Origin of the sequence: Nitratireductor thuwali, from assembly GCF_036621415.1 — a bacterium.
Taxonomy (GTDB): Bacteria; Pseudomonadota; Alphaproteobacteria; order Rhizobiales; family Rhizobiaceae; genus Chelativorans; species Chelativorans thuwali.
The window spans coordinates 3,944,505-3,962,626 of sequence record NZ_CP030941.1 but is presented as its reverse complement, the minus strand read 5'-3'; the positions used below and the strand labels follow the sequence as shown (position 1 = coordinate 3,962,626).

15 protein-coding genes are annotated in these 18,122 nt (G+C 64.5%); 7 read left to right on the top strand and 8 right to left on the bottom strand.

The genetic code is table 11. The features are described from left to right. The first annotated feature begins 122 nt into the window (after positions 1-122). Together NTH_RS19175 and NTH_RS19170 are read left to right on the top strand one after the other, a co-directional pair. Positions 123-1,667, top strand: coding sequence for a DEAD/DEAH box helicase (locus tag NTH_RS19175; RefSeq protein WP_338531524.1), 1,545 nt, complete (start codon positions 123-125; stop codon positions 1,665-1,667). A gap of 250 nt (positions 1,668-1,917) precedes the next feature. Continuing rightward, positions 1,918-2,415 carry a GFA family protein gene (locus NTH_RS19170; RefSeq protein ID WP_338531523.1) on the top strand — a complete coding sequence of 166 codons (498 nt, stop codon included), beginning with the start codon at positions 1,918-1,920 and terminating at the stop codon, positions 2,413-2,415. Here the strand turns inward: NTH_RS19170 and sufA are convergent. From sufA to NTH_RS19135, 7 genes are all read right to left on the bottom strand, one after another. Beyond that, positions 2,412-2,801, bottom strand: a complete 390-nt coding sequence (gene sufA / locus NTH_RS19165) for a Fe-S cluster assembly scaffold SufA (RefSeq protein ID WP_338531522.1) — start codon at positions 2,799-2,801, stop codon at positions 2,412-2,414. The genes NTH_RS19170 and sufA overlap by 4 nt on opposite strands. Positions 2,802-2,935: 134 nt before the next feature. Further along, positions 2,936-3,319 carry an SUF system Fe-S cluster assembly protein gene (locus NTH_RS19160; RefSeq protein ID WP_338531521.1) on the bottom strand — a complete coding sequence of 128 codons (384 nt, stop codon included), beginning with the start codon at positions 3,317-3,319 and terminating at the stop codon, positions 2,936-2,938. A gap of 55 nt (positions 3,320-3,374) precedes the next feature. After that, positions 3,375-4,616: a cysteine desulfurase gene (locus NTH_RS19155; protein WP_338531520.1), complete on the bottom strand. Its 1,242-nt coding sequence runs from the start codon at positions 4,614-4,616 to the stop codon at positions 3,375-3,377. Between the two features lie 184 nt (positions 4,617-4,800). After that, positions 4,801-6,066, bottom strand: a complete 1,266-nt coding sequence (gene sufD, locus NTH_RS19150) for a Fe-S cluster assembly protein SufD (RefSeq protein ID WP_338531519.1) — start codon at positions 6,064-6,066, stop codon at positions 4,801-4,803. A gap of 10 nt (positions 6,067-6,076) precedes the next feature. Continuing rightward, entirely contained in the window at positions 6,077-6,832 is a 756-nt protein-coding gene (gene sufC, locus NTH_RS19145) for a Fe-S cluster assembly ATPase SufC (RefSeq protein ID WP_338531518.1), read from the bottom strand. Positions 6,833-6,861: 29 nt separating this feature from the next. Continuing rightward, complete coding sequence (gene sufB, locus NTH_RS19140) at positions 6,862-8,394, bottom strand: Fe-S cluster assembly protein SufB (protein ID WP_338531517.1); 1,533 nt, start codon at positions 8,392-8,394, stop codon at positions 6,862-6,864. Positions 8,395-8,579: 185 nt separating this feature from the next. Next, complete coding sequence (locus NTH_RS19135; protein WP_338531516.1) at positions 8,580-9,755, bottom strand: cysteine desulfurase family protein; 1,176 nt, start codon at positions 9,753-9,755, stop codon at positions 8,580-8,582. Positions 9,756-9,986: 231 nt separating this feature from the next. On the opposite strand from NTH_RS19135, the gene NTH_RS19130 reads away from it, so the two are divergent. From NTH_RS19130 to tyrS, 3 genes are all read left to right on the top strand, one after another. Continuing rightward, on the top strand, positions 9,987-10,661 hold the full coding sequence (locus tag NTH_RS19130; protein ID WP_338531515.1) for an alpha/beta hydrolase: 675 nt from the start codon (positions 9,987-9,989) through the stop codon (positions 10,659-10,661). Between the two features lie 12 nt (positions 10,662-10,673). Next, positions 10,674-11,315, top strand: a complete 642-nt coding sequence (locus NTH_RS19125; protein WP_338531514.1) for an FMN-binding negative transcriptional regulator — start codon at positions 10,674-10,676, stop codon at positions 11,313-11,315. Between the two features lie 98 nt (positions 11,316-11,413). Next, positions 11,414-12,667, top strand: a complete 1,254-nt coding sequence (gene tyrS, locus NTH_RS19120) for a tyrosine--tRNA ligase (RefSeq protein WP_338531513.1) — start codon at positions 11,414-11,416, stop codon at positions 12,665-12,667. An 11-nt stretch (positions 12,668-12,678) separates the two neighbouring features. Here tyrS and NTH_RS19115 read toward each other — a convergent pair whose 3' ends face one another. Beyond that, the gene (locus NTH_RS19115) at positions 12,679-16,032 is read right to left on the bottom strand and encodes a DUF3971 domain-containing protein (RefSeq protein ID WP_338531512.1); all 3,354 of its coding nucleotides are present in this window, start codon (positions 16,030-16,032) and stop codon (positions 12,679-12,681) included. Between the two features lie 184 nt (positions 16,033-16,216). Between NTH_RS19115 and NTH_RS19110 the strand changes: the two genes are divergently transcribed. Beyond that, the gene (locus NTH_RS19110; protein ID WP_338531511.1) at positions 16,217-16,684 is read left to right on the top strand and encodes a peroxiredoxin; all 468 of its coding nucleotides are present in this window, start codon (positions 16,217-16,219) and stop codon (positions 16,682-16,684) included. 114 nt (positions 16,685-16,798) lie between these two features. Beyond that, the gene (locus NTH_RS19105; protein WP_338531510.1) at positions 16,799-18,076 is read left to right on the top strand and encodes a M23 family metallopeptidase; all 1,278 of its coding nucleotides are present in this window, start codon (positions 16,799-16,801) and stop codon (positions 18,074-18,076) included. The last annotated feature ends 46 nt before the right edge of the window (positions 18,077-18,122 follow it).

Sequence of the window (18,122 nt, the reverse complement as noted above, 5' to 3'; positions counted from 1 at the left end):
GCCCCTGGCAGCCGACGCCGCGGCCCGTCAGGATCGGGAGCGCCTGATCGGCAAAGACCCGGCAGCAGCCACAATCGACCCGGCAATAGCCACAATTCTTGAGAAGCAAAGACAGCCAATACGTGTCAGACACCGAAGAAAACGCACAGCAAGCCGTGACATTTGCAGAGCTCGGCCTTTCGCCGAAAGTGCTCTCCGCCGTCACTGACGCCGGTTACACGATCCCCACCCCGATCCAGGCCGGCGCCATTCCCCATGCGCTGCAGGGCAAGGATGTGCTGGGAATCGCGCAGACCGGCACCGGCAAGACGGCGTCCTTCGTGCTGCCCATGCTGACGCGGCTGGAGCGCGGGCGCGCCAGGGCGCGCATGCCGCGCACGCTGATCCTGGAGCCGACGCGCGAGCTGGCGGCCCAGGTCGAGGAAAATTTCGTCAAATACGGCAAGAACCACAGGCTCAACATCGCGCTTCTGATCGGCGGCGTCTCATTCGACGAGCAGGAGAAGAAGCTGGAGCGCGGGGCCGACGTGCTGATCGCCACCCCCGGCCGCCTTCTCGACCACCACGAGCGCGGCAAGCTGCTTCTGACAGGCGTCGAAATTCTCGTCATCGACGAGGCGGACCGCATGCTCGACATGGGCTTCATCCCCGACATCGAGCGCATCTGCAAGCTGATCCCCTTCACCCGCCAGACGCTGTTCTTCTCGGCAACCATGCCGCCGGAGATCACCAAGCTCACCCAGCAGTTCCTGCAGGCCCCGGTTCGTATCGAGGTTTCCAGGCCGGCATCGACGGCGATCAACATCACCCAGCGCCTGGTCAAGACGGGATCGAAGCCCTGGGCCAAACGCCAGCGCCTGCGCGAGCTCATCACCGCCGAGGGCGACGCGCTGAAGAACGCCATCATCTTCTGCAACCGCAAGACCGAGGTCGCGACGCTGTTCCGTTCGCTCGTGCGCCACGAGTTCGATGCAGGCGCGCTTCATGGCGACATGGACCAGCGGGCGCGCATGGCGATGCTGGAGGGTTTCCGGGCCGGCAAGCTGAGGCTGCTCGTGGCTTCCGACGTGGCCGCGCGCGGGCTCGATATCCCGGACGTCAGCCACATCTTCAATTTCGACGTGCCGACCCATGCGGAAGACTATGTGCATCGCATCGGCCGCACCGGCCGCGCGGGGCGCTCGGGCAAGGCCTTCACGCTCGTTTCGAAGTCGGACGTCAAGTATCTCGATGCGATCGAGAAGCTGATCGGCCAGAAGATCGAGTGGTTCGATGGCGATCTCAGCACCGTCTCGGCCGAGGAAGAGGCCGACGAGAGGCCGCGCCGTGGCGGCCGTAGCGAACGCGGCGAGAAGCCATCGGGACGCGGCAGGAAGGACGGCGAGCGCAACCGCCGCCGCGACACAGCGCCCGAGCCAGCCAAGGCGCCCGAGCCAGCCGAGGCTCCCGAACCGGCCGAGGCCGGCGAGCCGGCCAGGGCCAGCCGGCCGGCTCCGGAGAAGCAGGCCGACAAGCGGCGCCGCCGGGACGAGATCAAGTCCGCCAACGCAGGCTCGACCGAGCGCCAGCGCGCGCCGCGCCGCCGCGAAGACCGCGACGAGGGCGATGCGCCCATCGGCTTCGGCAACGATATCCCCGATTTCATGAAAGTGCCGGGCAAGGTCTGATCTTTGCCTGTCGCGCGCTGTTTTCGCGCGGGCGTGGACAGGTCGCGGATCTTCCCTCCCTGGATTGTCAGGAGACGGTCCCCGGCGGCTGACAGGGACGGCCAGGAAGTCTAGAGCATTTTGCAGTCAGGTGGAATCACCTGACGTCGCACAAATGCGGTAAAAACAAGTAGATTGAGCAGATCAGCGTTTCAGTGAAGCGATGATCTGCTCTAGACTTCCTCCTGTGCCCATCCCGTTGGAGGTTGCCATGCCCATGATGCTGAAAGGCTCATGCCGCTGCGGCGCGGTCAGGTTCGCGGTCGAAAGCCACACGCCCGTCCCCTACCAGCTCTGCTACTGCACCATATGCCGCAAGCAGCAGGGCGGCGGCGGGTATGCAATCAATCTCGGAGCAAATGCCTCGACGCTGGTCGTCGAAGGCGGCGAGCATCTTGGCCTTTACCGGGCGGACATCGAGGATGACGAGCGTCCCCGTTGCGAGATATCGACCGGCGAGCGCCGGTTCTGCCGCGAATGCGGCGCGGCGCTGTGGCTTTACGACCCGACCTGGCCGGACCTCGTCCATCCCTTCGCATCGGCCATCGACACCGAGCTGCCCGCGGCGCCCAGCCGGGTGCATCTCATGCTGAAATACAAGGCCAGCTGGGTCGAGCCGAACGTCCGCGATGGTGACGTGATCTTCGATCTTTACCCGGAAGAATCGATTGCCGCATGGCACCGGCGAAACGGCATGTGGGTCGATTAGCCGGCCGCACCCTCCGCGCGTGCTTCTGCCAGCGCCTTCAGATCGGCCGGCTTGAGCTCGACGGATTCGCCGCAGCCGCAGGCCGAGCTCTGGTTCGGGTTCTTGAAGGTGAAGCCGGTGCGCAGCTTCGTCGTCTCGAAGTCCATCTGGGTTCCCAGAAGGAACAGCGCGGCCTCCGGCGCCACATAGATGTGCGCCCCCTCATGCTCGATGTGGTCGTCCTTGGGGTCCGGCTCCGTGACGAGGTCGACCGTATATTCCATGCCCGCGCAGCCGCCCTTCCTTATGCCGACGCGCACGCCATGGGCGCTTTCCCGCGTGTCGACGATCTCACGCACGCGGGCAGCCGCTGCGTCCGTGATGGATATTACCTGAAACCGGCCCATAAACTTCTCCATTCACTGCGAGGTCAAGACTCGCGGAAGGTTCTCATGCCTAAGATGGTCAAGTCCGAAGCAGGTTGCAAGCACCCGCAGACCCGCGATCGAGCGGGATCGAGGGCAACCGGCCATTGTGCCGGCTAGTACCATCCCACCGCGTATTGCGCTTCTTCCGACATGCGGTCGGGGGTCCAGGGCGGGTCGAAGACCATGTTGACCTCGACATTGCCCACGCCCTCCACCGCGCTCACCGCGTTTTCCACCCAGCCGGGCATCTCGCCGGCGACCGGGCAGCCTGGCGCCGTCAGCGTCATGTCGATCTTGATCGAGCGGTCGTCCTCGATGTCGATCTTGTAGATCAGGCCAAGCTCGTAGATGTCGGCCGGGATCTCGGGATCGTAGACCGTCTTCAGCGCCGAGACGATATCGTCGGTCAGGCGCGCCAGCTCCTCCTGGGGTATGGCCGATGCCGTCTTCTGGGCGTCCACGGCCCCGTTCGGCTCGTTCTCAGTCGTTTCGCTCATCGTTTCACCCCAAAAACATGGGTTTTCACCCGGAAAAACGCGGGAAATCGCGCTTTCAGCCGAAAAATTTGCGTGCCTTGTCGAGCGCTTCGGCCAGGGCGTCCACCTCGGCCCGTGTATTATACATGGCGAATGAGGCACGGCATGTCGAGGTCACGCCCAGTCGTTTCAGAAGCGGCTGGGCGCAGTGCGTGCCGGCGCGGACGGCCACGCCCGAGCGGTCGATCACCATCGAAACGTCGTGCGCGTGGATGCCCTTCAGCTCGAAGGACAGGATGGCGCCCTTGCCCGGCGCGGTGCCGAAAATGCGCATCGAATTGATCTGGCCGAGCCGTTCATGGGCGTATTTTGCAAGGTCGGCTTCGTGGGCGGCGATGTTCTCGCGGCCGAGCCGCTCGATATATTCCAACGCCGCGCCAAGGCCGATCGCCTGCACGATCGGCGGCGTTCCCGCCTCGAAACGGTGCGGCGGATCGTTATATGTGACATCGTCTTCCGTCACGTCCTCGATCATCTCGCCGCCGCCCTGAAACGGCCGCATCTGCGCAAGCATCTCCTTGCGGCCATAAAGAACGCCGATGCCCGAGGGGCCGTAGAGCTTGTGGCCGGTGCAGACATAAAAGTCGCAGCCCAGCGCCTGCATGTCGACGGGCATGTGCACCGCGCCCTGGCTGCCGTCGACCAGCACCGGAATGCCGCGCGCATGGGCAATGCGGACGATCTCCGCGATCGGCGTGACGGTGCCGAGCACATTGGACATCTGGGTGATGGCCACCAGCTTCGTGCGATCGCTCAGGCAGGCTTCGAACTTCTCCAGCGAGAAGGAGCCGTCCTCTTCCACCGGTGCCCAGACCAGCCTTGCGCCCTGTCTTTCGCGCAGGAAATGCCACGGCACGATGTTGGAGTGGTGCTCCATGATCGACAGCACCACCTCGTCGCCCTCGCCGATCCGCGGCATGGCATAGCCATGGGCCACGGTGTTGATGGCCTCGGTCGCCGATTTGGTGAAGACGATCTCATCCGTGCTCGGCGCGTTCAGATAGCGCCGCACGGTCTCGCGCGCCTTCTCGTAGGCGTCGGTGGCCGCGTTGGAAAGGAAATGGAGGCCGCGATGCACATTGGCGTATTGGTTGGAATAGGCATCGGTCACGGCGTCGATAACGGCCTGCGGCTTCTGTGCCGAGGCGGCGTTGTCGAGATAGACCAGCGGCTTGCCGTATACCTCGCGCGCCAGGATCGGGAAGTCGCGGCGGACGGCCTCGACGTCGTAGCTCTTGTTTTCGACCTTCTGGTCCACTGCCTCAACCTTCCTGTTTGCCGTCCCGAATGTCCGTGGCGTCATTCCGGAAGCCCGGACGGCTATCCGGGACCGATCGGAAGAACATCGCCGCGCACGGCCCGGTCCTCGCCTCGACCCGGGCACCATTCGCCCCCTTTGCGATAGCACCCAGGCTCTCGCGACGAGGAGGTGCGAAGGCGCCTTACCCGTGCTCGGCGAACCACGCGTCGAGCTTTACCTCCAGCGCTTCGACGACGGCCTCGTCTTCCAGTTCCTCGATCACCTCGGCGACAAAGGCCTTGACCAGCAGCCCCCGGGCCACCTTCTCGCTGATGCCGCGGGCCATGAGATAGAACAGATGGTCTTGCTCGATCTCGGTCACCGTCGCGCCATGGCCGCAGGCCACGTCGTCGGCGAAGATCTCGAGTTCCGGTTTGGAGGAGAACGAACCTTCATCCGAAAGCAGCAGCGTGTTGCAGGCCATCTTCGCGTCTGTCTTCTGGGCATCGCGGGCCACCCGAATCTGCCCCTGGAACACGCCTTCCGCCTTGCCCGTGACGACGTTGCGGAACGTCTCGGTCGAGACGGTCTGCGGCGCCAGATGGTCCAGCACCATGGTCACGTCGGTGTGGCTGTCTCCCGACAGGAGGTTGACGCCGCGCAGCTTGAACTGCGAGCCCTCGCCGGCGGCCACCACGCGCACTTCCTGGCGCACCAGCTTGCCGCCGGTGTTCATGACGAACAGCGTGAGGCTGGAGCCCTTGCCGATGCGGATGTTGATCTGGCCCAAATGGCTCACATCCTGCGGCTGCTCCTGAATGATCAGATAGCTGATCTCGGCATCGTCGCCGACATCGAGATGGCTGATCGAGGAGACGAGTGCCGCGCCCTTGCCGGTCTGGCGTTCAATGATGGCGGCTTTTGCGCCGGCGCCCGCCCGAACGACAAAGCGCGAATGGGCTTGGCCGCCGCCATGGACGTTCTGCAGTTCGGCCGGCTGGGCCAGTTCCACGCCGGCCGGAATATCCAGCACGAAACCGTCGGCGACGAGGGCCGAGTTGATGGCCGAGACGGGGTCGTCATGGCCGGAGGAGCCCAGAAGGGCGGCGAACTCTCCGGAGGCCAGCCCCTCGGCAAAGCTTGCGAGCCTGGCGCCGTCGGGCGCCGCCGCCCGCCCGGCCACGCCGTTCAGCACCGGCAGCACCGAAGCGCCGGCGAGCAGAGGTTCCACCGGCTCGGCATAGGCTTCCAGGTCGAACGCCGGCACCGAGGCCAGAAGACGGCGCAAATCCGTGTAGTGCCAGGCTTCCACCTTGCGCGTCGGCAGGCCGCTTTTCAGCAGCTCAACCGCCTCGTCGCGCTTGACCGTCACCTTGGCATCGCCCGGCAGATCCGCCGCGCGCACGTCATAGCTGTCGATCAGCGCATCCTCGGCCGCCGTCCGCTTCATCTGCGTGATAACGTTCATGTCACGCACCTCAGGCCGCTTCGTTGACGATGCCGGCATAGCCGTTCTTCTCGAGCTCCTGCGCCAGCTCCTTCTGGCCGGACTTGATCACCTGCCCCTTGTAGAGCACGTGAACGCTGTCGGGCACGATGTAGTCGAGCAGGCGCTGGTAATGGGTGATCACGACAATCGCCCGATCGGGAGAGCGCAGCACGTTGACGCCATCGGCCACGATCTTGAGCGCGTCGATGTCGAGGCCCGAATCCGTCTCGTCCAGCACGCACAGCTTCGGCTCCAGCAGCTTCATCTGCAGGATTTCGGCGCGCTTCTTCTCACCGCCGGAAAAACCCACATTGAGCGGCCGCTTGAGCATGGCCATGTCCATGTCCAGCTCGTCGGCCGCCTGGCGGACCCGCTTCAGCATTTCGGGAATCTTCAGCTCGGGCTCCCCGCGCGCCTTGCGCTGCGAATTCACCGCAACCTTCAGGAATTCCATGGTCGCCACGCCCGGTATCTCCATCGGATACTGGAAGGCCAGAAACAGGCCGGCGGCGGCGCGCTCGGCCGGGTCCATCTCGAGGATCGATTCCCCGTTGTAAAGAATGTCGCCCTCGGTGACCTCGTAGTCCTCGCGCCCGGCCAGCACATAGGAGAGCGTCGACTTGCCGGAGCCGTTCGGCCCCATGATGGCGGCCACCTCCCCCGCCTTCACGGACAGGTTTACGCCGCGCAGGATTTCAGTGCCGTCCTCGGCGATACGGGCGTGCAGGTTCTTGATTTCAAGCATGTCTTTATCTTCCCAAAATTCAGTGCCGATCAGCCGACCGAGCCTTCAAGCGAAATGCCGATGAGCTTCTGCGCCTCGACGGCAAACTCCATCGGCAGCTCCTGGATGACGTCCTTGACGAAGCCGTTGACGATCAGCGCGATCGCCTCCTCCTCCGGGATGCCGCGCTGCATCACGTAGAAGAGCTGGTCCTCGGAGATCTTCGACGTCGTCGCCTCGTGCTCGAACTGGGCCGTCGCGTTCTTGGCCTCGATATAGGGCACCGTGTGCGCCCCGCAGTCGTTGCCGATCAGCAGGCTGTCGCACTGGGTGAAGTTGCGCGCGTTGGTCGCCTTGCGGTGGGCCGAGACCTGGCCGCGATAGGTGTTGTTCGAGTGGCCGGCGGAAATGCCCTTCGAGATGATGCGGCTCGACGTGTTCTTGCCGAGATGGATCATCTTGGTGCCCGAATCGATCTGCTGATGGCCGTTGGAGACGGCGATCGAATAGAACTCGCCGCGCGAATTGTCGCCGCGCAGCAGGCAGGACGGGTACTTCCAGGTGATCGCCGAGCCGGTCTCGACCTGCGTCCAGGAAATCTTGGAATTGTTGCCCCGGCAATCGCCGCGCTTGGTGACGAAATTGTAGATGCCGCCCTTGCCCTGCGCATCGCCCGGATACCAGTTCTGGACCGTAGAATATTTGATCTCGGCATCGTCCAGCGCCACCAGTTCGACCACCGCGGCGTGAAGCTGGTTTTCGTCGCGCTGCGGCGCCGTGCAGCCTTCCAGATAGGAAACGTAGGCGCCCTCTTCGGCGATGATCAGCGTGCGCTCGAACTGGCCGGTGTTCTTCTCGTTGATGCGGAAATAGGTCGAAAGCTCCATCGGGCAGCGCACGCCCTTCGGCACATAGACGAAGGAGCCGTCGGTAAAGACCGCGGAATTGAGCGTGGCGTAGAAATTGTCGGAGATCGGCACGACCGAGCCCAGATATTTCCGCACCAGCTCGGGATATTCGCGAATGGCTTCGGAGATCGAGCAGAAAATGACGCCCGCCTTGGCAAGTTCCTTCTTAAAGGTCGTCACCACCGAAACGGAATCGAACACGGCGTCGACGGCCACGCGGCCGGAGCCATAGACATTGCCGTCGGCCTCGCCGTCTTCACCGTCGGTCGGGCTGGTCTCGCCCGGCTTGCGGACGCCGGCAAGAATCTCCTGCTCTTTCAGCGGGATGCCCAGCTTCTCATAAGTGCGCAGAAGCTCCGGATCGACCTCATCGAGCGAGGTCGGCCCAGGCGTGTTCTTCGGCGCGGCGTAGTAATGCAGATCCTGGAAATCGATCTTCGGATAGGAAACGCGCGCCCATGACGGCTCGGTCAGCGTCAGCCAGCGCCGATAGGCCGAAAGACGCCATTCGGTCATCCATTCCGGCTCGCCCTTCTTGGCCGAAATGAAGCGTATGATGTCCTCATTCAGCCCCTTGGGAGCCAGATCGCTCTCGATGAGCGTCTCGAAACCGTATTTGTACTGGTCCACATCAATCTTGCGGACCTGATCGATCGTTTCCTGCACTGCAGGCATCAGCATTTCTCCTTCATGCCGAATTCAAGGTTCGGCCGCTTCCATGTCGGACGCCTTACGCCCTATTTAGTAAGTCCCGGTGCGGACTTCACTGCCATCACCCGAAAATATGTGTCTTCTTCTCCACTTTATTGAGCCAGACAAGGTGAAGTTTGGGCTATAGAGCGCAAATTCATGCCGCCGCCTCATTGTTTCGCCGTCTGGCCGCGATTTTGCCAAGGGCCGTCTTGCGCGATTTTGCCAAGGGCCGTCTTGAAGGCGTCGAGATCGTCGGGGCCGGTCCGCGCGCCGATGGACACGCGCAGCGCGCCCGCGTCCTCGCCCTTGCCCATCGCTTTCAACACATGGCTCGGCCCGACCTTGCCGGACGAGCAGGCCGACCCCGCCGAAAGGGCGATGCCGGCCAGGTCGAAGGCGATCTGCGCCGTCTCCGCCTTCAGCCCCGGAATGGTGAAGAAAACCGTATTGGGCAGCCGGGGCGCGCCGCGTCCGTGTATTTCGGCATCCGGGATCAGTTCCAGGACGGCTTCCTCGAACGCATCGCGCAGCGCTTCGACATCGTGTATCGCCGCCAGCCCCTCGCGCACGATGCGCGCCGCCGCGCCAAAGCCGGCAATCGCCGCGACATTCTCTGTTCCCGCGCGATGGCCCTTTTCCTGGCCGCCGCCGCGAACCAGCGCGCCGGGCATCATGAGGTCGGAGGCGCCGACAATGGCGCCTGCCCCCTTCGGGCCGCCGATCTTGTGCGAGGAAAGAATCAGAAAATCGCCGTAACCGCTTGAGATATCTACAGCAATCCTCCCGGCTGCCTGAACCGCATCGACGATGAGCGTCGCGCCCGCCGCGCGCGCGAGGGCACCGATGGCGTCAACCGGCTGGATGACCCCCGTCTCGTTATTGGCCGCATGGATGGCGACAAGCGGCAGCCCCTTCGACCGGTCATGCGCCTTCAGCGCATCGCTCAGCGCCGCCAGATCGAGCAAGCCGCTTTCGAGAACCGGCAGGATGGTGATCGCATCCGGCGCGAAACGCCCTCCCGACAGCAGGCAGGGATGTTCGGCCGCGCTCACATAAAGCCGGGAGAAGGCCAAAGGCGAACGGCCCATGGTCCAGCCGGGCGTCAGCAGCGTTGTCGCAGCCTCCGTCGCGCCGGAGGTGAAAACCACATGCTCGGCCTTGGCGTTGACCAGCGCCGCGACGGCGCGGCGGGCCTCTTCGACCAGGCGCCGCGCCTGCCGTCCTTCGCCGTGCACCGATGACGGGTTGGCGTCGATCTCCAGCGCATCCAGCATCGCCGCCCGCGCCGCAGGAACGAGCGGTGCGCTGGCATTATGGTCGAGATAGATGCGCTTTGTGATCATATCCTTCGCGATGCTTTGGCGCTTCTTGCCATATTTGTGGCGGCGGTGGCGTTATTTCCTTGAATCTTCAAGGCCAGCCGTCCTATTTACGCGGCTTGCCACGGGAGGCTACGCCACCCAGTTTTGAACTGTTCTAAAGTAGCTTCTATGGAGGCATAAGCCCGGCGTCAAGTGGCCCCGGTCGGCCACGCCAACCGAGCACCAGGAACGCCCTGCCCAAGCGGAGTAAGTATGCCAGAGGTCATTTTTACCGGTCCTGCCGGCCGTCTGGAAGGCCGTTATCAGCCCTCCAAGGAAAAAAACGCGCCGATCGCGCTCATCCTGCATCCGCATCCCCAGTTCGGCGGCACGATGAACAATAAGATTGTCTACGATCTCTTCTACATGTTCCAGCAGCGCAATTTCACCACGCTGCGCTTCAATTTCCGCGGCATCGGCCGCAGCCAGGGCGTTTTCGATCATGGTACGGGCGAATTGTCGGACGCGGCCGCCGCGCTCGACTGGGTTCAGTCGCTGCATCCCGATTCGAAAAGCTGCTGGGTCGCGGGCTATTCCTTCGGCGCCTGGATCGGCATGCAGCTCCTGATGCGCCGGCCGGAGATCGAGGGCTTCATATCGATCTCGCCGCAGCCGAACATATACGATTTCTCCTTCCTGGCCCCCTGCCCCTCATCCGGCCTGATCATCCATGGCGGCGCGGACAAGGTGGCTCCGCCGGCGGACGTGCAGACCCTGGTCGACAAGCTCCAGTCCCAGAAGGGCATCACGATCACGCAGAAGATCATGCCCGAGGCCAACCACTTCTACACCAACTGCGCGGATGAGCTGATCGAGGAATGCTCGGAATATCTCGACCGGCGCCTGGCCGGCGAACTGGCCGAGCCGAGGCCGAAACGGATCAGATAAGGACAGGGACCCATGTACCAGCCGCCGCACTTCAAGGAGACGCGCCCCGAGATCCTGCACGGGCTCATCCGCGCCCATCCGCTGGGGCTGCTGGTCTGCAACGGTCCGCAAGGCCCGATCGCCAATCCCATTCCGTTTCTTCTCGACACGCCCGAAGGGCAGCCCGCCGTTCTGCGCGCCCACTTGTCGAAGGCCAACCCGGCATGGCGGGTGATGGGCGAGCAGCCGGATACGCCGGTCCTCGTCGTCTTCCAGGGTCCGCAGGCCTATGTAACGCCTTCCTGGTACGAGACGAAGAAGCAGACCGGCAAGGTGGTGCCGACCTGGAACTATGCCATCGTGCAGGTGCGCGGCCCGGCCGAGATCATCGACGACCGCGACTGGCTGCGCGCGCAGATCGAGGCGCTGACCGGCCGGCACGAATCCGGCCGCGCTGCCGCCTGGCAGGTCGGCGATGCGCCGGAAAACTTCATCGAGGCCCAGATGAAGGGCATCATCGGCCTGCGCATCAAGGTCGAGGCGATCGAGGGCAAATGGAAGGTCAGCCAGAACAGGCCGGTCGAAGACCGCGCGGGCGTGGCCAAGGGATACCGCGACGAGCGCAACGACGCCATGGCCGGGCTGGTCCGGGACTATGGCGGGATCGAGGGCTGAGCCTGGCCCGCCGCTTCCTCAAATGCTTGTGCGCTGGCCGAAATGGGTGCTAAACGCACTCGCCTCCAATCCCCCATCCCTCCAGCGGGACATCGCAAATGCCGAAGTTCAAGTCCGATTTTCTGCGCACCCTGTCCGAGCGCGGCTTTATTCAGCAGACCTCCGACGATCAGGGGCTGGATGAGCTGTTTTCGCGCGAGACGGTGACGGGCTATATCGGCTTCGACCCGACCGCGCCCAGCCTGCATGTGGGCGGCCTCATGCAGATCATGATGCTGCACTGGATGCAGAAGACCGGCCACAAGCCCATCGCCCTGATGGGCGGCGGCACCGGCATGGTAGGCGATCCGTCCTTCAAGGACGAGGCCCGCAAGCTGATGACGCCCGAGACGATCGCCGGCAACATAGCCGGCATCAGACAAGTCTTCGCCAACTACCTCAGCTTCGGCGAGGGCAAGACCGATGCGCTGATGGTCAATAACGCGGACTGGCTGCTCGACCTCAACTACATCTCGTTCCTGCGCGATGTTGGCCGGCATTTCTCGGTCAACCGCATGCTGTCGTTCGATTCGGTGAGAACGCGGCTCGACCGGGAGCAGTCGCTTTCCTTCCTCGAATTCAACTACATGATCCTGCAGGCTTACGACTTCGTCGAACTCAGCAAGCGCTATGGCTGCCGGCTCCAGATGGGCGGCTCCGACCAGTGGGGCAACATCGTCAACGGCATCGATCTCGGCCACCGCATGGGCACGCCGCAGCTCTACGCGCTGACGTCGCCGCTGCTGACAACGGCGTCGGGCGCCAAGATGGGCAAGAGCGTCGACGGTGCCGTGTGGCTCAATCCGGAATTGCTGGGCGCCTATGATTTCTGGCAGTTCTGGCGCAACACGGAAGATGCCGACGTGGGGCGCTTCCTGAAGCTCTACACGACGCTGCCGATGGACGAGGTCGCCCGTCTGGAGGCGCTGGGCGGCGCCGAGATCAACGAGGCAAAGAAGGTGCTCGCCACCGAGGTGACGGCGATGCTGCACGGGCGCGAAGCGGCGGAAGAGGCCGCCGAAACGGCCCGCAAGACCTTCGAGGAAGGAGCGCTTGCCGGATCCCTGCCCGCCGTCGGCATTCCGCGCGGCCAGTTGGAGGCGGGGATCGGCGTCCTCTCGCTGTTCGTCACAGCAGGCCTTGCCGCGTCCAATGGCGAGGCGCGGCGGCATGTGAAGGGCGGCGCGATGCGCATCAACGACGAGCCGGTGTCGGACGAGCGCGTGGTCGTGTCGACGCAGCACCTGACCGGCGACGGCGTCATCAAGCTGTCCCTCGGCAAGAAGAAGCACATGCTGGTGCGGCCGGAATAGGCGCGCCGAACTCAGCGGTATTCGAAAATCTGCCGGAAGATGCCGGGGGCGATGGCTGATATCGGGTTGATCTGCAGCGACGGGTCTTCGAGCTTGCCGCTGAGGCGATAGGTGATGCCGATCAGCCCGCGGTCGCGGCCATTGCCCAGGATCTGGCCGAACAGCGGTATCTCGCCAAATATGCGGTTGATGCCGTAGAGCGGCATGAACGTGCCCGTGATGGCCATGTTGTCGTCAGCGTCATAGAGCGTGCCCTGGAAGGTCGAGCCGATCAGCGGGCCGCGCAGGACGCCGTCTTCCAGGCTCAGCGCACCGCCGTTCCGCGAGATGATCGCCGCGCCGCGCTCAAAGCGGACGCGGGATACGTCCACCTGCTCGCCTCCCCGCCCGGCCTCCTTGGTGGCGGCGACCAGCGAGCCCAGCCGCGGCTCGTTGACCACCCAGAAATCGAGCAGATTGATCTGGCCCGCCAGTTGCCGCGCGTTGCTGCCGGTCATGTTCACATCGATGCGGCCGCCCTCCACATGCGGGTAGATGTCGAGGAAACGCAGCACCGCCCCCGCATTGTCCGACGACATGCGCAGCACATGGCCGTTGCCGCCGGTTTCCTTCTCGAAGGCGATCGAGCCGAAGCCGCCAGTGGCTCCGCGGATGGAGGCCCGGGAGGCAGAGGAACTGTTGCCGCTGTAGCGGACGGCGACATTGGTCAGCGTTTCGCCGTTGAAGCCGATGGCCGTATCCATGTCGGCCACGAGTTCGATGGGGGTGCTGTCGGCCGCCTTGCCGCCGGATGTCTCGTCCGACAGGCTTTCCTTGATCAGCGAACGGGCATCGAAGGCAGCGCCCTTTACGTTCACGGCATAGCCATTTCCGGTGCTGGAGATGCTTGCCCGATAATCGTCGTTGCGCGTGAGCCGCACCCGGTCGAACCGCGCCTCGGCGAGCCTTCCTTCCTTGAGGCGCACGAGGCCGGCGACGGAGAAGCTTTCGCCGGTAAGCTGGAAGTCGGAAAGCTCGGTCACGCCGTCCTTCTCGCTCATGGTGAAGGTGGCGGTCGCCGGTATGCCGGCCCCCTTGCGCCAGCCGATCCAGGGTACCGAAAGCCGGGCCGTATCGAGCGCCGCCGTGATCTTCTTCGCTGCATCGGCGCCCTGCTCTTCATAGGTCACCTTGAACGGCCCGGTCACGAAGACCCCCAGCCCCGGGAACATTCTTTCGCGCGCCGCGTCGTCCATGCTGAGTTCGACCCGGCGTTTGCGCTCCACGTCGGAGCCGCCGAGCGGCTGGACGATGCTGAGCCGCGCGGGCACGGCGTTGAGGTCTGCTTGCGCCTCGATCTCGGCGCGGTCCGGGGCGACGAGCAGGGATCCGTTGGCATTGGCCACCTTCTGCCCCTCGAAGGGCTGCGAGATGGCCAGATCCTCGTAGTCGAGCGCCACCTTCCAGGCCAGGTCGCGGGCCGCGATGCCGTCCTGCAGGGGAATGTCGGCGGAGATGTGCCCCTTGACCTTGCCCGTTACCTCGTCGGGTTCGAGGGAGTGGAACCGGGACGCTGCGATCGGCTCATAGGAGGCGAGTTCCACCATCGCCGGCGCATCGCCGGCCACGTCGATTTCCAGTTTGCCGATGCGCGGCTTCACATGGGCGCTGTCGATGACAAGCCGGCCGTTGCTGGCGTCGACCATTCGTCCGCCGGGCATGAATATCGTTCCCGCCGACAATCCGACTTCCACATCCGTGCCGCGGAATTCGACCCAGCCCTCGCCGTCGCGAACCGGCGGAATGGCACCCGCCACGTCGAAGCGCGTGCCTGACAGCGTGAACCGGCCGATCACCTCCTCGCGGCCGAGCGGAACGCCGTTGCCCAGACGGCCGGGCGGTACGTTGAGCCGCAGATCGCTGTTCTTGACCCGTCCGCCGAAGAGGTTGGCCAGCGTCCAGCGCCGCGCGCCGGAGGCGGCGAACCACGGCCAGAGCTGCTTGGCGTGGGCGGTCGGCAGGTCGGCCACATGAACAGCAAGCCGCAGGCCCGGCGACTGCCCTTGCGGCACGGTGACGGAAGCGCTTGCCGTGACCTCTCCTCCGGACGTGCGAATGTCGATTTCATGCGCGGTCACGCGGGAGGCGGCCGGATCGACTTGTCCGGAGAGCCTTAGCGCCAGCGGCAGGGGCGGTTCGGTGGAGTCTTCCGGCGCCACGACTGTGTCCCGCGAGACGAGATCGAAATCGTAGAGCGGTCCGCCATTTGCGGACTGCTCGGACGGGCCGAACGTGCCTTTGAGATTGAGCGTCGTTCGCGCCATCCGCATACGCGCCCCGATGACGGAGAACGCCTCGTCTCCATCGCCGAACCCCACGCTCAACGAGGCTTCCTCGACGGCGAGTTCCTCGTCCTCGATGCGCAGGAGAATGTCCCTGGCCTGCGCCACGGCGGACAGCAAGCCCGGCTGCTCCGGCCCCATTTCACGGCCGGTAAGCACGAACTCCACCACGCCGACGCCGGGCGTGCCGGTGTTGCTCCTTCCGTCCGCCTCGAAAGCCACCTGCAGGCGCTCGATCGCGCCGCCCGTCCCGCGCACGGCGCTGCCCTGGTAGCCCAGCGGCCGGCCGCGGTAGAGGGCCTCCCCGGAAAAATCGATGGAAGTGGCGCTGTCGCGCACAAGCTCGAGACGCTCCACGACCAGATGCGGTACCTTCTGCCCGGTTGCGGTCCGCAGGCTTACATTCGAAAGCATGACGCGCCGGACGCCCGAATCCTCGGTCAGCGAGAAGGCGCGGCGGATGGTGCCGAAGACAGCCTGCTGCACATCGGCCGGCGCTATGGCCGAACCCGTTCCGACCCCCATGGCGCCGAGTTGGAGCAGCGGCACTTCCGCCGGCGAAAGCTCGGCATCGGCCAGGGTGATGCCGGACAGCTCGAGGCGCCCGCCGAACAGCGGCAGCACCTTCACGCCGACCCGCAGCGTCCCCGCCTCGGCGATTTCGGCGCCGTCGGCCGCTCTGACGATGCGCGCATCGGCGATCTCGAGCGCCAGAAGGCTGAACCGGCCCGGACGCAGGCGCAACTCGCCCAGGCTGACACCGACATCGAAACCGGCGACCCGCTCGATAGCGGCCTCGGCCTGGGCACGGAGCCGCTCATTGCCGATGGCGTCGATGCCGATCAGCGAAAATCCGGCAACGGCCAGCACGACGCATAGCGGAATGGCGACCAGCGTGGCCGCGGCCCAACGCAGCAGCCGCCACCGCAGCTTCGGCCGCAGGCAGCGCACGGTCTTTCGACAGGCCGACGGGTAGCTTTCCAGCGGCGCAATCTCGCTGCGCTTGAAAAGAACCTCCTCGTGATCGTCCTTTTTGTGCTCCACCAACGTTTCCGTTACACGGTCCAAGGCTCTTGCCGCCTCTTGCCGCGCAGGAGATTTGCCGGCGGCAAGAGGTATGATTGGACGAATCCCCAGGACCATTATATCTCTGCATCCCGCCCGGCGGGACGCTCAAGGCGATATCCATCGATTTTTCATTTGCGTAGACACAAACGAGGGTAAGAAAATGGCCGGACTCGAAAAAGGAAACGAAGCTCCCGATTTCGAACTTCCAAAGGACGGCGGCGGCACCCTGCGGCTTTCTTCCCTGCGTGGCAATCCGGTGATCCTTTATTTCTACCCCAAGGACGCCACCAGCGGCTGCACCGCCGAAGCCATCGACTTCACCGCCCGCAAGCCGGAATTCGATTCGCTGAACGCCACCATCATCGGCATGTCGCCCGACAGCCAGAAAAGCCATGAAAAGTTCAAGGCCAAGCACGGGCTGACGATCGATCTCGTCTCCGATCCGGAGAAGGAGGCGCTGCAGGCCTATGGCGTCTGGGTGGAAAAGAGCATGTATGGCCGCAAATATATGGGCGTGGAACGCTCGACCTTCCTGATCGACGGCGAAGGCCGCATCGCCGAGATCTGGCGCAAGGTAAAGGTGCCCGGCCATGTCGACGCCGTGCTCGCCGCCGTAAAAGCGCTCTGACGGCCCCGTTTCCGCCGAAATCGGCCTTCCGGGCCCCGTTCAAAAGCGTTTGTTAACCCTAACACTGTGTAATCGGCGCAATGGAAATCATTGCAACGGTTGTGCAGTCCCGTGATGCCAAGTCAGCGTAAGCCCGTTTTCGGAAAGCGCTCCGAGCCCCACACCGTCATCATCGCGCATGGCGAGCATATACGCCATTTCACGGTGCGGCCCTGGATGGCGGCCGCCGCCGGATCGATGATCGCGCTCCTGTCGATCGGCTATCTTCTGGCCACCACCTATCTCGTCCTGCGCGACGACCTTATCGGCGCGGGGATGGCGCGGCAGGCGCGCCTGCAGCAGGCCTATGAGGACCGGATCTCGGCGCTGCGCGCCCAGGTGGACCGCATCACCAGCCGCCAACTGCTCGATCAGCAATTGATGCAGCGAAAGGTCGGCGAACTCATCGAGCGCCAGGAAAAGCTCACCCAGCGGCACGGGCGCCTCGGCCCGGTCCTGGAAAAAGCTTCCAGGATCGAAGGTGGCCGCGAGCAGGCGCCGCTTCCCACGCCGCGGCCGGAAATCCGCGCCGGCTTCGACGGCGGCGGCGCGGCGGTCGACGATTTCGTCACGGCCAGCGCCTATGCGAACGCGACCCCGGCCGCCACGCCCTGGCCGCTGCGGACGGCGAAAGACCTCGACCTGTCGGAGGCGGACCGCGCCGACCAGCTTTTCGTGACCATCAACAAGTCGCTGCGCAGCATCGAAACGGAACAGATCGAACGCATCGAGATGCTGACCGGCGAAGCCTATGAGACGGCCGAAACCATTGCCGAGGCCCTGCAGGCGGCGGGAATAAAGGCGGATGTGGCCTTCGGCGAGGAAGCCGTGGGTGGGCCGCTGGTCGCGGCGGCCGACAATGCCGGCTTCGAGGTCAAGGTGCGGGAACTGGACGAGGCACTGAGCACGCTGGAGCATCTGAAAAAGACGGCGCGGCGCGTTCCCATTGCCAATCCGCTGCCGGGCGCGGCCGTGACCAGCACGTTCGGCGTCCGCCGCGATCCCATTCTGCGCCGTCCGGCGCACCATTCGGGAATGGACTTCCGCGGCGGCACGGGAGCCCCCATCCGCGCCGCGGGGGCCGGAAAGGTCGTCAAGGCCGGCTGGAACGGCGGGTATGGCCGCATGATCGAGATCGACCACGGCAACGGCCTGACCACCCGCTACGCCCATATGAGCAAGCTTCTCGTGCGGGAAGGCGCGCATATCGAGGTGGGCGCAGTCATCGGCAAGGTCGGCAGCAGCGGCCGCTCGACCGGACCGCATCTGCACTACGAGGTGCGCAAGAACGGCACGGCCATCAACCCGCTGAACTTCCTTACCGCCGGCCAGCGCATCGACAAGTTTCTCTGAACAGGCCCCGGTGCGTCCGAATGGACAGCCTCCAGAAAGCTCACAT